The sequence below is a fragment of the Mycolicibacterium chitae genome (genome assembly GCF_900637205.1).
GTDB classification, from domain to species: domain Bacteria; phylum Actinomycetota; class Actinomycetes; order Mycobacteriales; family Mycobacteriaceae; genus Mycobacterium; species Mycobacterium chitae.
The window spans coordinates 274,670-288,350 of the sequence record NZ_LR134355.1 but is presented as its reverse complement, the minus strand read 5'-3'; the positions used below and the strand labels follow the sequence as shown (position 1 = coordinate 288,350).

Annotated in this window: 15 protein-coding genes; 6 read left to right on the top strand and 9 right to left on the bottom strand. The window is 71.2% G+C overall.

Features of this window, described 5'->3' with window-relative positions; all coding sequences use genetic code 11:
* Window positions 1-41 precede the first annotated feature (41 nt).
* From egtD to EL338_RS01395, 6 genes are all read right to left on the bottom strand, one after another.
* Window positions 42-1,007 (bottom strand): L-histidine N(alpha)-methyltransferase, encoded by a 966-nt coding sequence (gene egtD, locus EL338_RS01420; RefSeq protein WP_126332110.1) that lies wholly within the window; start codon window positions 1,005-1,007, stop codon window positions 42-44.
* Window positions 1,004-1,705, bottom strand: a complete 702-nt coding sequence (gene egtC, locus EL338_RS01415) for an ergothioneine biosynthesis protein EgtC (protein WP_126332109.1) — start codon at window positions 1,703-1,705, stop codon at window positions 1,004-1,006. Before egtC ends, egtD begins: the two co-directional genes overlap by 4 nt.
* Window positions 1,705-2,982, bottom strand: coding sequence for an ergothioneine biosynthesis protein EgtB (egtB, locus tag EL338_RS01410; RefSeq protein WP_126332108.1), 1,278 nt, complete (start codon window positions 2,980-2,982; stop codon window positions 1,705-1,707). Before egtB ends, egtC begins: the two co-directional genes overlap by 1 nt.
* Window positions 2,979-4,253 carry an ergothioneine biosynthesis glutamate--cysteine ligase EgtA gene (gene egtA, locus EL338_RS01405; RefSeq protein WP_126332107.1) on the bottom strand — a complete coding sequence of 425 codons (1,275 nt, stop codon included), beginning with the start codon at window positions 4,251-4,253 and terminating at the stop codon, window positions 2,979-2,981. The genes egtB and egtA overlap by 4 nt, the downstream gene beginning before the upstream one ends.
* Before the next feature lie 63 nt (window positions 4,254-4,316).
* Entirely contained in the window at window positions 4,317-4,928 is a 612-nt protein-coding gene (locus EL338_RS01400; protein WP_235666461.1) for a sensor domain-containing protein, read from the bottom strand.
* Between the two features lie 50 nt (window positions 4,929-4,978).
* Complete coding sequence (locus EL338_RS01395) at window positions 4,979-5,407, bottom strand: organic hydroperoxide resistance protein (protein ID WP_126332106.1); 429 nt, start codon at window positions 5,405-5,407, stop codon at window positions 4,979-4,981.
* A gap of 133 nt (window positions 5,408-5,540) precedes the next feature.
* Here EL338_RS01395 and EL338_RS01390 point away from each other — a divergent pair, with 133 nt between their 5' ends.
* From EL338_RS01390 to EL338_RS01375, 4 genes are read left to right on the top strand one after another with little or no spacing between them, the layout of a single operon-like run.
* Window positions 5,541-5,945 carry a TOBE domain-containing protein gene (locus EL338_RS01390; protein WP_126332105.1) on the top strand — a complete coding sequence of 135 codons (405 nt, stop codon included), beginning with the start codon at window positions 5,541-5,543 and terminating at the stop codon, window positions 5,943-5,945.
* A 5-nt stretch (window positions 5,946-5,950) separates the two neighbouring features.
* Entirely contained in the window at window positions 5,951-6,700 is a 750-nt protein-coding gene (gene modA / locus EL338_RS01385; RefSeq protein WP_435404916.1) for a molybdate ABC transporter substrate-binding protein, read from the top strand.
* Window positions 6,697-7,509, top strand: a complete 813-nt coding sequence (locus EL338_RS01380) for an ABC transporter permease (RefSeq protein WP_126332103.1) — start codon at window positions 6,697-6,699, stop codon at window positions 7,507-7,509. The genes modA and EL338_RS01380 overlap by 4 nt, the downstream gene beginning before the upstream one ends.
* Entirely contained in the window at window positions 7,506-8,585 is a 1,080-nt protein-coding gene (locus EL338_RS01375; RefSeq protein ID WP_126332102.1) for a sulfate/molybdate ABC transporter ATP-binding protein, read from the top strand. The genes EL338_RS01380 and EL338_RS01375 overlap by 4 nt, the downstream gene beginning before the upstream one ends.
* On the opposite strand, the gene EL338_RS01370 is transcribed toward EL338_RS01375, so the two are convergent.
* From EL338_RS01370 to EL338_RS01360, 3 genes are all read right to left on the bottom strand, one after another.
* Window positions 8,582-9,409 (bottom strand): LLM class F420-dependent oxidoreductase, encoded by an 828-nt coding sequence (locus EL338_RS01370; RefSeq protein ID WP_126332101.1) that lies wholly within the window; start codon window positions 9,407-9,409, stop codon window positions 8,582-8,584. The two genes, EL338_RS01375 and EL338_RS01370, sit on opposite strands and share 4 nt — an antisense overlap.
* 30 nt (window positions 9,410-9,439) lie before the next feature.
* Window positions 9,440-10,036, bottom strand: a complete 597-nt coding sequence (wrbA, locus tag EL338_RS01365; RefSeq protein ID WP_126332100.1) for an NAD(P)H:quinone oxidoreductase — start codon at window positions 10,034-10,036, stop codon at window positions 9,440-9,442.
* Window positions 10,037-10,102: 66 nt separating this feature from the next.
* Complete coding sequence (locus EL338_RS01360; RefSeq protein WP_126332099.1) at window positions 10,103-10,732, bottom strand: trimeric intracellular cation channel family protein; 630 nt, start codon at window positions 10,730-10,732, stop codon at window positions 10,103-10,105.
* 74 nt (window positions 10,733-10,806) lie between these two features.
* Here EL338_RS01360 and EL338_RS01355 point away from each other — a divergent pair, with 74 nt between their 5' ends.
* On the top strand, window positions 10,807-13,146 hold the full coding sequence (locus EL338_RS01355; protein WP_126332098.1) for a molybdopterin oxidoreductase family protein: 2,340 nt from the start codon (window positions 10,807-10,809) through the stop codon (window positions 13,144-13,146).
* The gene (locus EL338_RS01350; protein ID WP_126332097.1) at window positions 13,143-13,625 is read left to right on the top strand and encodes a hypothetical protein; all 483 of its coding nucleotides are present in this window, start codon (window positions 13,143-13,145) and stop codon (window positions 13,623-13,625) included. Before EL338_RS01355 ends, EL338_RS01350 begins: the two co-directional genes overlap by 4 nt.
* Window positions 13,626-13,681: the final 56 nt, after the last annotated feature.

Sequence of the window (13,681 nt, the reverse complement as noted above, 5' to 3'; positions counted from 1 at the left end):
GCGCCAGAGCCGACCCAGGTCCCCGTCGATCACTTGGTCGATCACTTGACGGCCAGCGACAGCCCGAAGTCGCCGGCCGGATCGGTCCACCAGTGCGTGCGGGTCAGGCCCGCGGCGGCCAGTTCGGCGGCGATCCCGTCGGGGGTGAACTTGCAGGACACCTCGGTCAGCAGTTGCTCGCCGTCGGCGAAGTCCACCACCAGATCCAGGTCGGCGATCCTGACTCGCTGCGCCCCGCGGGCCCGCAGCCACATCTCGATTCGCTGGGCGTCGGGGTTCCAGCACGCCACGTGCGCAAAGGCCTCGAGGTCGAAGTCGGCGTGCAGTTCGCGGTTGATCACGGCCAGCACGTTGCGGTTGAACGCGGCGGTCACCCCGGCGCCGTCGTCGTAGGCGCGCAGCAACCGCGGGATCTCCTTGACCAGATCCGTGCCCAGCAGCAGCATCTCGCCGGGCCGCAGCGTCTCGGCCACCGCCGCCAAAAACGCCGCGCGCGGGCCCGGGGTGAGGTTACCGATGGTGGATCCCAGGAAGGCGACCAATCTTGTTCCGCCGCCGGGGATCTCGTCGAGGTGGCGTTCGAAGTCGCCGCACACCGCGTTGATCTCGACGCCCGGGTACTGCTGCTGCAGCGCCTCGCCGGCCTGCGCCAGGATGGTGGCGTCGACATCGAACGGCACGAAGCGGCGCAGCGTCCCGGCGTTCCGCAGCGCGTCGAGCAGCATCCGGGTCTTCTCCGAGGTGCCGCTGCCGAGCTCCACCAGGGTGTCCGCGCCGGTGGCGGCGGCGATCTCGTCGGCCCGCTCGGCGAGGATCGCGGCCTCGCTGCGGGTCGGGTAGTACTCGGGCAGCCGGGTGATCTGGTCGAACAGGTCGCTGCCGGTGGCATCGTAGAACCACTTGGGCGGCAACGATTTTGGTGTTCGGGTCAGGCCGTCGCGAACGTCGTTGCGCAGTTCGCGCGCGGCGTGGTCGGCGGGCAGATGGTTGGTGAGCAGCACCGTCATGATCCCTTCAGAGCGGTCAAGGTCACCTGTCCATCGTGGATCTCGACGAGGTGGCGGTCGGGGACGTCAACCCAGTCGGGATGGTCGTCGTAGGGTTCGCTGGCCAGCACCACACCGTCGGGGCGGCGCCGCATCGACAGGGTGTCGCCCCAGGTGGTGGCCAGCAGCCGAGAGCCGTTGGCGGCCAGGATGTTCAGCCGCGCGGTCGGGTCGTCGGCGCCGACCCGGGCGATGGTCTCGGCGAGGTTGTCCAGGCCGCGGTCGAAGATGTGCGCGGCCAGCACCGCGCTGTCGACCACCGACTCGGCCGCGGCCGGTGCCGGCAGCACCGCCCGGTCGACGATCCCGTTGTGCGACAACAACCACCGCCCGTCGGTGAACGGGGCGCTGGCCGAGGCCTCGATGGGCATGCCGATGGTCGCCGAGCGCACGGCGGCCACCACGCAGCGGCTCGACAACACCGGCGCCACCGACGCGAACGAGGCGTCGCCCCACAGCGGGGCGGCGCTGCGCCAGCGGGCCGGTGCGCCGTCAGGCAGGTCCGGGGAGAAGAAGCCGACGCCCCAGCCGTCGGCGTTCATCAGCCCGTGCTTCTGCCGACGCGGCGCATACGACTGCGTCAGCAGGCCGTTCGGCGGTGCCAGCACCAGCGAGTGCACCGACACCGGCGCCCCCAGCCAGCCCAGATGCCGGCACATCAGAGGTCCCAGGCCAGGCGCACGCCGGCGAAGATCTGCCGCCGGATCGGGTGGTCCCAGTTGCGGAAGCTCGGCCGCAGGATGTCGGCGGACACCGCCCACGACCCGCCGCGCAGCACGCGGTAGTCGCCGTCGAAGAACGGTTGGCTGTACCGCTCGTAGATCATCGGGGTGAAACCCGGCCACGGCCGCAGCGGGGAACTGGTCCACTCCCACACGTCGCCCAGCAACTGCTCGACGCCGTAGGCCGACGCCCCGTCCGGATACGCCCCGACCGGCGCGGGCCGCAGGGCCTCGCCGCCGAGGTTGGCCCGCGTGGCATCGGGGGCCGCCGCGCCCCACGGGTAGCGCCGCCGGGTCTCGGTGCGCGGGTCCCACGCGCAGGCCTTCTCCCATTCCACCTCGGTGGGCAGGCGCGCGCCGGCCCACGCGGCGTAGGCCTGCGCCTCGAAGTAGGTCACGTGCTGCACGGGTTCGTCGTCGGGCAGCGGTTCGACGTGGCCGAATCGTGTTCGGGTGCCCTCGGTTTCGTTCCAGAACTGTGGCGCGCTCAGGCCGGCCTCGGTGCGGTGCGCCCAGCCGCGCGCCGACCACCACCGGGGTTCCCGGTAGCCGCCGTCGTCGACGAACTCCCGCCATTCGGCGTTGGTCACCGGGACCCGCCCGATGCGGAAGCCGGGCACCTCGACGACGTGGGCGGGCCGTTCGTTGTCGAGCGAGTGCGGTTCGGTCGCGGCGTCGACGCCGAGCACGAAGGGGCCGCCGGGGATCTCCACCGACGTGCCCGCGACCCCGGGCCGCCCGGGCGGCAGTGCGGCGCCGCGCCCGAGGATGGGCGCCCCGGCGCGCAGGTTCAGCGCCTGCAGCATGGTCTCGTCGTGCTGGTTCTCGTGGCTGATCACCAGGGCATACTCGAAGCCCGGTTCCCCGTCGGGCAGTCGGTCCAGGACGTCGAACACCTTGTCCCGCACGGTCTTCAGGTACCCGTGCGCCTGGGCGGGGGTCAGCAGCGGCAGCTCGGCCCGGCTGGCTCGGGAATGCACGAAGGCGTCGTAGAGGCCCTCGACGCTCGGATCCAGCAGACCCGGGGTGTCGGTGTTGCCGCCGCGCAGCAGCCACAGTTCCTCCTGCTGACCGATGTGCGCGAGGTCCCACACCAGCGGGCTCATCAACGGGTGGTACTGGCGGCGCAGTTCGTCGTCGTCGAAGTTCACCAGGCTCAGCGTGCGGTCCCGGGCCCGGCCGAGCCCGGCGGCGAGTTGGCGGTGAATGCTCACGAATCTCCTTGTGCCAGAGCCACTGCGGCGGGGGCCACGCCCTTCCGCACCGCGGCGTCGGCGAAGTCGTCGGCCGCGCACCGGCCGCGGTCGACGGCGTCGGCGAGCAGCGCCATCGACTCTGCCAGATCCGGCGGCGCCAGCTCCAGGGCGGTCTGTACGCACGCGACGGCCGCCGCGTGCAGCCGTTGGTCGCGCAGCCCCAGGCGGGCCGCGGTGTCCCAGGCGTCGGCCACCGGGGCCACCGCCTCGGCGGCCGCGGCGGCCCGCGGATCGTCGAGCAGCGTGGTCAGCGTGAACACCACCGCGGGCCACAGGGCGTCCGGGACGGCGTCGAGGTAGCGGATCTCGAGCCACCCGCGCGGCCGGACCGGCGGGAACAGTGTGGTCAGGTGGTAGTCGAGGTCGGCGGTGGTGGGCCGGCGGCCGCCGAGCAGCACCCGACCCTCGGCCCAGTCGGCGAACGGCACCCAGTCCTCGACGGCGATCGCGTCGGGCAGCACCAGCATCACCGGGGCCTTCAGCGCGTAGCGGGCCCAGTCGGTGGCGGGGTCCAGACCGCTGGCGCCGAGCACCGGGCCGCAGCGCGCCGAGTCCAGCCGGCCCCAGACCTGCTGGCGCGACGAGACCCAGCCGGTGAAGCGCCCGCCGAGCAGCGGCGAGTTGGCGGCCATCGCGATCATCGTCGGGCCCAACGCGTGCGCCAGCCGAACCCGTTCGGCCCAGCCCGCGGCCGGACCCGCCTCGAGGTTGAGCTGCACCGACGCGGTGGCGGTCATCATCGCGGCCCCGGCCTCGGCGGTGCCGCTGGCCGCGAAGAACCGTTCCATGGCCGCATACCGGGGGCCGGGGTTGATCCGCTGCAGCGGCCGCAGCGGGTCGGCCCCGAGCAGCAGCAGCCCCAGACCGGCGTCGGCGAACGCGGCGCCCAGCACCGCGCGGTCGGCGGCCATCGCCCGGATGGCCGGCAGCGGTCCGTCGGCGGGCGGCCCGGACAACTCGACGGCGCCGCCGGGTTCCAGCGTGATCCGCCCGGCCCCGGGCAGCGGGCCGATTCCCGCTATGACGGCGCCGATCTCCGACCAGGTCGGGCGGCGGCACGGATCGGCCAGATCGATGCAGTGGGCCTCGATCTCCAGGCCAACGCGGCCCACCTGACCGTCGTACAGGCTGGCCGCGCTGATGTACTGCGCGGCCTCGGCGGACCCGGCAAGTTCGCATACGTCGTGCTGGTCGCGAACCCCGTCGGGTGGTGCGACGACGAACGTCATTGCTCCATACTCCGGGATTGCACCGACAATCGCCCGCCAATAAACCTGCGAATCTGGCCCGAATTATTGGCCCAGGGTGTTCTGCATGGCCCCGGCCAGCACGTTTACCGCGGGACCGCCGTTGCCGGATTGGCACACCTTCGCCTGCAGCACGACGTTCTCCCGCAACCGGGTCTGCACGAAGCAGCGCCGATCGGCCCCGGCGAGCTGTTTGACCCAGGCCGCATCCGCCGGTCCCGAGGTGCCGCCGTGGAACGTCCACACCTGCGTCGCGCCGTTGTCCAGGCGCATGGTGGCGGTCTGCCCGTCGCAGCCTGCGCCGCGGTCGACGACCCAGTGGTAGGCGCGCGTCGCGGCGTCCGCGTTGGCGAAGACGCCGACGGCCTGCTTGACGAAGTGCGTCTCGTCGTTCGGCGCGGTCTGCGCCGTCGCCCCGTTGAAGGAGGCCAGGTCCGGGTCGTTGTAGACCTCGGGCAGGCCGATGTCGGCCCAGTTGTTGCAGGCCGGGACGTCGACGGAGTACGCCTGGAACGGCGCGCCGAACAGCCGCTCGGCGCCGATGGGGCCGCCGACGATGTTGCTCACCGAGCCCTTGCCCAGCACGGCGTAGTTCACCACGCCGGGATCCGAGGGCCGCGCGTGCGCGGTGAAGGCCGGGGTCAGCGCCAGGGCCAACGCCGCCCCTAATGCTGCGGACGGGGTCAGGCGGAGGCCGGTCCGCACGCTCACACCTTCGCCAGCAGCGTGACGTCCACGTTGCCGCGGGTCGCCTTCGAGTACGGGCAGACCCCGTGCGCCTTCTGCATCAGGTCCTCGGCCTCCTTCTGCTCGAGGCCGGGCAGGTACCCGATCAACTCGGCGGTGAGCCCGAACCCGCCGTCGGAATCCTTACCGAACCCGATGCGGGCGGTGATCCCGCTGGCGTCGTCGATGGCGATCTTCTCGTTCTTGGCCACCAGCCGCAACGCCCCCAGGAAGCAGGCCGCGTATCCGGCGGCGAACAGCAGTTCGGGGTTGACGCCCTCGCCGCTGCCGCCCATCTCCTTGGGCGGGCGGGTGTCCAGATCGATCTGTCCGTCGGTGGATCTGACGTGGCCGTCGCGGCCGCCGCCGCTCGCGGTGGATTCTGCGGTGTAGACGACATCGATGCTCATACGTGCACTCCCGTTCGTGGTTCCCGATCAGTGTCCGGTTCCGATCATGCCAGCCGCGCCGACGTGATCCGCATTTGCTGATAGATTGCGGTGATATAGGAGTATTTGCGGATACATCTGGGAGGAGCGGCTGTTGACGACGCTGCGGATCAAGGACGCCGCCGTCCTGCTCGGCGTCAGCGACGACACCGTGCGCCGCTGGATCGACGCCGGCGCCCTGACCGCCGAGAAGGACGAGGCCGGCCGCAAGGTCATCGCCGGCGAGCAGCTGGCCGAATTCGCGCGCGACCAGGCCGCGGCCCCGCCGGACCCGCTGGGCATCGCGAGCTCGGCGCGCAACCGGATGGTCGGCCTGGTGACCGACGTGACGGTCGACGGCGTGATGGCCGAGGTGCAGTTGCAGTGCGGCCCGTTCACCATCGTCTCGCTGATGAGCCGGCAGTCCGCCGAACAACTGGGCCTGGCGCCGGGCAAGCTGGCCGTCGCCGTCGTGAAGGCCACCACCGTGATCGTCGAGACCTCGGGAGGAACCTCGTGAACCGCCTGCCTCGCCTGACGGCCCTGCTCGGCGCGGCGCTCGCGGTGGCCGGGTGCGCCGGGTCGGACTCCCAGGACACCGGCGGCGAGATCACGGTGTTCGCCGCGGCCTCGCTGAAGTCGACCTTCGCCGAGCTCGGCACCCAATTCGAGGAGACCAATCCGGGGACCAGGGTGCGGTTCAACTTCGCCGGCTCCTCGGATCTGGTCGCGCAGCTCACCCAGGGCGCCCCGGCGGACGTGTTCGCCTCCGCCGACGAGCCGAACATGGTCAAGGCCGTCGACGCCGGTCTCGTCGACGGCGAACCCGTCACCTTCGCCACCAACACGCTGACCATCGTCACCCCGCCCGACAACCCGAAAGACGTTGCCTCCTTTGCCGATCTGGCCGAGCCCGGCACCTCGGTGGTGGTCTGCGCCCCGCAGGTCCCGTGCGGATCGGCGACCGAGCGCGTGGCGGAGGCCGCGGGTGTGGCCCTCTCACCGGTGAGCGAGGAATCCTCGGTCACCGATGTGCTGGGAAAGATCACCTCGGGGCAGGCCGACGCCGGCCTCGTCTACGTGACCGACGCCAAGGTCGCCGGCGATCAGGTCACCGCGATCCCGTTCCCCGAATCCGGCGACGCGGTGAACACCTACCCGATGGCGGTGCTCGACGGCGCGGCCAATGCCGAACTGGCGCAACAGTTCGTCGACCTGGTCACCGGTCCCACGGGTGGGCAGGTGCTGGCCGAGGCGGGCTTCGCCGCGCCGTGACACCGCGACGCGCGGCCGGTGGGCTGGTCCAGGTCGGCCTGCCGGCCTGGATCTACCTGCCCGCCGCCGCCGGCGCGCTGTTCGTCATCGTCCCGCTGCTGGCGATCCTGCTGCGGATCGACTGGCCGAACTTCATTCCGCTGATCACGTCCGAATCCTCCCGCGCGGCACTGCTCTTGAGCCTCAAGACCGCCGGGGCCAGCACCGTGCTGTGCGTGCTGATCGGGGTGCCGATGGCGGTGGTCCTGGCCCGCGGCAGCTTCCCGGGGCAGTCGGTGCTGCGTGCCCTGGTGCTGCTGCCGCTGGTCCTGCCGCCGGTGGTCGGCGGTATCGCGCTGCTCTACACCTACGGCCGAATGGGTTTGGTGGGCGAGCATCTGGAGACTCTCGGTATCCGCATCGCGTTCACCACCACGGCCGTGGTGCTGGCCCAGACGTTCGTCTCGCTGCCGTTTCTGGTGGTCAGCCTCGAGGGCGCGCTGCGCTCGGCGGGCAACCGGTACGAGAGCATCGCCGCGACGCTGGGGGCCCGACCCACCACGGTGCTGCGGACAGTGACGGTGCCGCTGGTGCTGCCAGGGCTGATGTCCGGTGCGGTGCTGGCCTTCGCCCGGGCGCTGGGCGAATTCGGTGCGACGCTGACCTTCGCCGGCTCGCTCCAGGGCACGACCCGCACCCTGCCGTTGGAGATCTATCTGCAGCGTGAGACCGATCCCGATGCCGCCGTGGCGCTTTCGTTGCTGTTGATCGTGGTCGCCGGGGCCATCGTGGTGGCCTCCGCGTCGCGACGGTTGGCGGGGCCGCTGTGAGCCGGCTCGAGTTGCGGGCCCGGCTGGCCCAGCGCGACGTCGAGTTCGACCTGGGCCTCGATGACGGCGACGTGCTGGCCGTGCTCGGGCCCAACGGAGCCGGCAAGTCCACGCTGTTGCAGATGATCGCCGGCCTGCTGCGGCCCGACGAGGGGCGAATCGCGCTGGGCGACACCGTGGTCACCGACACCGCCGCCGGACTGTTCGTCCCGGCGCACGCGCGCGGGGTGGCGATGCTGGCCCAGCAGCCGCTGCTGTTCCCGCACATGACCGTGGCCGCCAACGTCGCCTACGCGCCGCGGTGCAAGCGGCGGGGCCGCGCGCAGGCCCGCGCCGTCGCGCGGCAGTGGCTGGCGGCCGTCGACGCCGAGCACCTCGCCGACCGCAAGCCCGCCCAGCTGTCCGGCGGGCAGGCACAGCGCGTCGCGGTGGCCCGCGCCCTGGCCGCCGAACCCGCGGTGCTGCTGCTCGACGAGCCCATGGCCGCCCTCGACGTCACCGCGGCCCCCGCGGTGCGCGGACTGCTGCGCACCATGCTGCGCCAGCAGCGCCGCACCGCGGTCATCGTCACCCACGACCTGCTCGACGCGCTGGCGATCGCCAACAAGGTGATCATCGTCGAGGACGGCCGCATCGTGGAGCGCGGCCCGGTGCGCGGTGTGCTGGCCGCACCGCGCAGCGAGTTCGCCGCCCGGATCGCCGGGGTCAACCTGGTCTCGGGCACCGCCGTCGGCCCGGGTGCGGTCAAGACGGCCTGGGGCACCGAGGTTTTCGGACGCGGGGACATCACCCCCGGCACCGCGGCCGTCGCACTGTTCTCCCCGGTCGCCGTGTCGGTGCATCTCGACGCGCCGCACGGCAGCCCCCGCAATGTCCTGCCGGTCACCATCGCCGAACTCGACGTCCACGGCACCTCGGTGCGCGTGCGCGGCACCGAGCAGCCCGACGGTGCGGCGGGCATCTGCGCCGACATCACCGCCGCGGCCGTCGCCGATCTGGACCTCGCGCCCGGGCAGCGGGTCTACTTCGTGGTCAAGGCGCAGGAGGTGGGCCTGCACCCGGCGCTGGCCGCCTAGCGGTACTTCGCGACCTGCGCGGCGTAGTCGTCGAGCAGTCGCAGCGCCTCGTCGCGCGGCACGCTCGGCAACATCAGGCCGAGCTGATCGAAGCCGAGTTCGGCTGCCGCACCCCAGTATTCGGGGTCGACCGGCGCGCCGAACATGGCCAGCGGCACGTCACCACCGGCACCGTCACGCATCTCGCCGATGAGCTTGGCCAGCCGCTCGGGCGACAGCGGGTTGGAGATCCAGCCGGCCTTGTGGCGGACCACCCGCCGGACCGTGGCCGCCGAACCCCCGCCGATGAAGATCGGCGGATGCGGGCGCTGGACCGGCTTGGGCCGCATGTACAGCGGCTCGAAATCGATGATCTGGCCGTGGTATTCGGCCGGCTCGGTGGTCCACAGCGCCTTGATGGCCTCGATGCTCTCGTCGAGCCGGGCGCCGCGAGTCTTCGGGTTCGTGCCGTGCTGGCGCATCTCCTCGAGGTTCCAGCCCGCCCCGACACCGAGGGCGAACCGCCCGCCTGAGATCAGGTCGATGCTGGCGGCCTCCTTGGCCGTGATGATCGGATCGCGCTGGATCAGCAGCGCCACCCCGGTGATCAGCTCGATGCTCGACGTCACCGCCGCCGCGGCGGCCAGCGTGACGAACGGATCCAGCGTCCGGTAGTACTTGTCGGGCACCTCGCCGCCGGAGGGGAACGGCGATTCCCGGCTGACCGGGATCTGGGTGTGCTCGGCGACGGACAGCGCGGCGAAGCCGCGTTCCTCGATGGCGCGGGCCAGCGTGACCGCGTCGATGCCGTCGTCGGTGACGAACGTGGAGATTCCGAACTTCATGGGACCAGGCTAGTCCCCCGGGCGCCCCGCTCAGGCCAGCTTGTCGGCCACCTTCACCACGCGGGTGACCATGTGGTCCAGCGCGGCCAGCGTGGCGTCGTTCAGTTCGTTCTGGTTGTCCGGACCGGTGACGTGGCTGACGCCGTACGGGTTGCCGTCGGCGAACTTCAACCCGTCGGTGTAGCCGGGCGGCACCAGGACGCCGCCGAAGTGCATCAGCGAGGTGTACATCCCGATCAGCGTGGTCTCCTGACCGCCGTGGGTGGTCTGGCTGGAGGTGTAACAGGCGTACACCTTGTCGGCGAGCTTGCCCTGTGCCCACAGCCCGCCGAGGGAGTCCATGAACGTCTGGAACGGCGACGCGGTGCTGGCGAACCGGGTGGGCGTGCCGAGGATCACCGCGTCGGCCCAGACGATGTCGTCGCCGGTCGCGGGCGGAAGATCCTTGGTCGCTTCGTAATTCGCCGACCACGCCGGGTTCTCGGCGAAGGTCTGCGGGTCCCGGGTCTCGGCGATGTGCCGCATCCGGACCTCCGCCCCGGCCGCCTCGCCCGCCTGCGCGAGACGCTCGGCCATCTTGGTGCCGTGCCCGGTCGCCGAGTAGTAGATCACTGCCAGCTTCGTCATCGCCGTGCCTCTCGTCGGTTGCTGTGCGCATTCGAGCGGCGTATACCCGATCCGGACGGGCCGAACCTACGGCGAGGCGAACGGCGGTCGCGGCGCGTTCAGGCGGAACCGGACCCCGAGCATCCGGATGACGAAACACACCGCGGCGGCGCCCAGTGCGACCGGCAGCCCGTAGGCGTCGAACCGGATGGCCAGCACCGTGAGCACCGCGGCGACGAGCGCCGGGATGGCGTACAACTCGCTGCGCAGCACCGTCGGCACCTGCCCCACCAGCGCGTCACGAATGGTGCCGCCCCCGACGGCGGTGATGACGCCGAGCAGTGCCGCGGGGGCCAGGCCCAGTCCGAACGCCACGGCCTTGCTCGCCCCGATCACCGCGAACACACTCAGCCCGATCGCATCCAGCACGGTCAGCGGCATCGTCAGCCGCCCCAGCCACCTGTTCAGGACGAACGCGATCAGCGCACCGCCGATCGCCAGGGCGAAGTACGGCCAGTACAGGAACGTCGCCGGGGGCAGCGCGTCGATGAGCACGTCGCGGATCACCCCGCCGCCGAGCGCGGTCAACATTCCCAGCGTCACCACGCCGACCACGTCGAGCCGGGTGGCGCGCAGCGCCGTCAGCGCCCCGTTGAGCCCGAACGCGAACGTCCCGGTCAGGTCCAGCGCGAACAGCAGCGGCGGTTGGGTGTTCATCGGCCCTCCTTCCCCGCGACCGTTTGTGATTCTCGCCGACGGGTACCCGGCCCGCATCGACGGGAGCTGAGAACGTGGAAACAAGGGGCGGCATCGCCGATCCGTGGGGTAGCAGGACGCCCTACGGCCGCGGTGAGTGCTGGCCGCAGCGCGTCGATACCCACCTCGCCGACGGGGTCGAGCCCGAGCAGGTGCAACGCTGGGTGCAGTCGGCCGCGGTGCTGCACTCCAACGGCGACGGCATCGACATCGGCGTTCGCGACGGCCGCATCGTGGGCGTGCGCGGACGCGCCGTGGACCGCGTCAACCACGGGCGCGTCGACATCAAGGACCTGTTCGGCTGGCAGGCCAACGCCGCACCCGACCGGCTGACGACGCCGCTGATCCGCCGCGACGGCCGACTCGTCGAATGCGATTGGGACACCGCGATGGACGAGATCGTCCGGCGCAGCCGCGCCCTGCTGGACGAGCACGGCCCCAGCTCCATCGGCTTCTACACCTCCGGTCAGCTGTTCCTGGAGGAGTACTACACCCAGGGCGTGATCGCGCACGGCGCGATCGGCACCAACCACGTCGACGGCAACACCCGGTTGTGCACCGCCACCGCGGGGGAGGCGCTCAAGGAGTCCTTCGGCTGCGACGGACAGCCCGGCTCCTACACCGACGTCGACCACGCCGACGTGATTGCGCTGTATGGACATAACGTCGCCGAGACGCAGACCGTGCTGTGGATGCGGATGCTCGACCGGCTGGCCGGCCCCGACCCGCCGGCCATCGTCTGCGTCGATCCGCGACCCACCCCCGTCGCCCGACACGCCACCGTGCACCTGGCACCGCTGCCCGGCACCAACGTCGCTCTGATGAACGGCCTGCTGCACGAGATCCTGCACCACGACTGGGTGGACCACTCCTACCTCGAGAACCACACGGTGGGCTACGACGAACTACGCAAACGGGTCTCGGAGTTCCCGCCGTCGCGCGTCGCACGGATCTGCGGGATCGATGCCGCCGAGTTGCGGCGCGCCGCGCAGATCATCGGCACCGCGCAACGTCTGCTCTCGACCGTGCTGCAGGGTTTCTACCAGTCCCATCAGGCGACCGCGGCGGCCGTGCAGGTCAACAACGTGCACCTGGTGCGCGGCATGCTCGGCCGCCCCGGCTGCGGCATCCTGCAGATGAACGGGCAGCCCACCGCGGAAAACACCCGGGAATGCGGCGCCGACGGCGACCTCGCCGGATTCCGCAACTGGGCCAACGACTCTCACATCGCGGAGTTGGCCGAGCTGTGGAACCTAGACCCGCTGCAGATCCCGCACTACGCCCCGCCGACGCACTGCATGCAGATGTTGCGCTACGCCGAGGAGGGCACGCTGCGGATGCTGTGGGTGACCGCGACCAATCCGGCGGTCTCGCTTCCCGAACTCGCCCGCATTCGCGAGATCCTCGCCCAGGAGCGACTGTTCCTGGTGGTCGAGGACATCTTCCCCACCGAGACGGCCGAACTCGCCGACGTGGTGTTGCCCGCCGCGGCGTGGGCGGAGAAGACCGGCACGTTCACCAATACCGACCGCACCGTGCACCTCTCGGAGAAGGCCGTCGAGCCGCCCGGTCAGGCCCGCAGCGACCTGGAGATCTTCCTGGACTACGCGCGCCGGATGGACTTCCGGGACCGCGACGGCGGGCCCCTGCCGCCGTGGAACACCCCCGAGGAGGCGTTCGAGGCGTGGCAGCGGTGCAGCGCCGGGCGCCCCTGCGACTACACCGGATTGAGCTACGCCAAGCTACGCGGGGGCAGCGGCATCCAGTGGCCGTGCAACGACGAGAACCCCGACGGCACCGAGCGGCTCTACAGTGACGGGAAGTTCTGGGCCGCACCGGATTACTGCGAGGCCTACGGCAAGGACCTGATCACCGGCGCCCCGCTGGAGCCCACCGAGTACCGCGCGATGAACCCCGACGGCAGGGCCATCATCAAGGCCGCCGAGTACGTGCCCGCCCACGAGCGTCCGTCCCCGGAGTTCCCGTACGCGTTGATCACCGGCCGCACCGTCTATCACTTCCACACCCGCACCAAGACCGGTCGCACACCGGAACTCGACGCGGCCGCCCCGCAGGTGTGGGTCGAGATCTCGAACGGCGACGCGCTGCAGTTGGGGATCTCCGAGGGCGACCTGGTGGAGATCCGCACGCCGCGCGGCTGCGTCGCGGCCGCCGCCCGGCTCACCGAGATCCGCTCGGGCGTGGTCTTTCTGCCCTTCCACTACGGCTATTGGGATGGCAATCGGGACGGGCACCAGGGCGGGCATCATCGCGCCGCCAACGAACTCACGCTCACCGACTGGGATCCGGTGTCCAAGCAGCCGATCTTCAAGACCGCGGCGGCGACCCTGCGCAGGGTGGGTGGTCGACCATGAACAAGATCGCACTGGCCATCGCAGAGTTGCACCGCAGCGAGCGCGCGCTGGCCCGCACCCTGCGCGCCGCGGCCGCCCGCCACCACAGCGATCAGGACATCAGCCACCTGGCCGACGACCTGGCCCGGTGGTCCGATGACCATGTCCGGGCCCTGGCCCAGCACGGCCGCCACTACGGCCTGCGCCTGTCGGCGCGGCCGCGTCGGGTGTGGGTGACGCGCTGGGTGCAGGAGCGGGTCAGCGCCGTGCTGCGCCGCCGTCCGGAGCCGGCCCTGCTACTGCTGGCCGACCTGCGCCGGATCCATCGGGCCGCCGCCGGGGTGTCACTGGACTGGGAGCTGCTCGGCCAGGGTGCCCAGGCCACCAAGGACCATGAGTTGTTGCAGCTGACCGCGCGCTGCCATCCGCAGGCGCTACGCCAGATGCGCTGGTCCAACGCGATGCTCAAGGAACTCTCGCCACAGGCCCTGAGCACCTGAGCTTCGAAGCTGATTCGGAATCGCCGACGGTGGGAACGCTGTGTGGCATGGCTACG

What these genes read in the sequence shown, in the direction of transcription:
- egtD (WP_126332110.1), bottom strand. Translation starts at nt 1,007, where the DNA reads ATGACGGTGCTGCTCACCAACCATCTGCCCGCCGACCACGCCGCGCGC.
- egtC (WP_126332109.1), bottom strand. Translation starts at nt 1,705, where the DNA reads ATGTGCCGGCATCTGGGCTGGCTGGGGGCGCCGGTGTCGGTGCACTCG.
- egtA (WP_126332107.1), bottom strand. Translation starts at nt 4,253, where the DNA reads ATGACGTTCGTCGTCGCACCACCCGACGGGGTTCGCGACCAGCACGAC.
- EL338_RS01395 (WP_126332106.1), bottom strand. Translation starts at nt 5,407, where the DNA reads ATGAGCATCGATGTCGTCTACACCGCAGAATCCACCGCGAGCGGCGGC.
- EL338_RS01370 (WP_126332101.1), bottom strand. Translation starts at nt 9,409, where the DNA reads ATGAAGTTCGGAATCTCCACGTTCGTCACCGACGACGGCATCGACGCG.
- wrbA (WP_126332100.1), bottom strand. Translation starts at nt 10,036, where the DNA reads ATGACGAAGCTGGCAGTGATCTACTACTCGGCGACCGGGCACGGCACC.
- EL338_RS01360 (WP_126332099.1), bottom strand. Translation starts at nt 10,732, where the DNA reads ATGAACACCCAACCGCCGCTGCTGTTCGCGCTGGACCTGACCGGGACG.
- EL338_RS01350 (WP_126332097.1), top strand. Translation starts at nt 13,143, where the DNA reads ATGAACAAGATCGCACTGGCCATCGCAGAGTTGCACCGCAGCGAGCGC.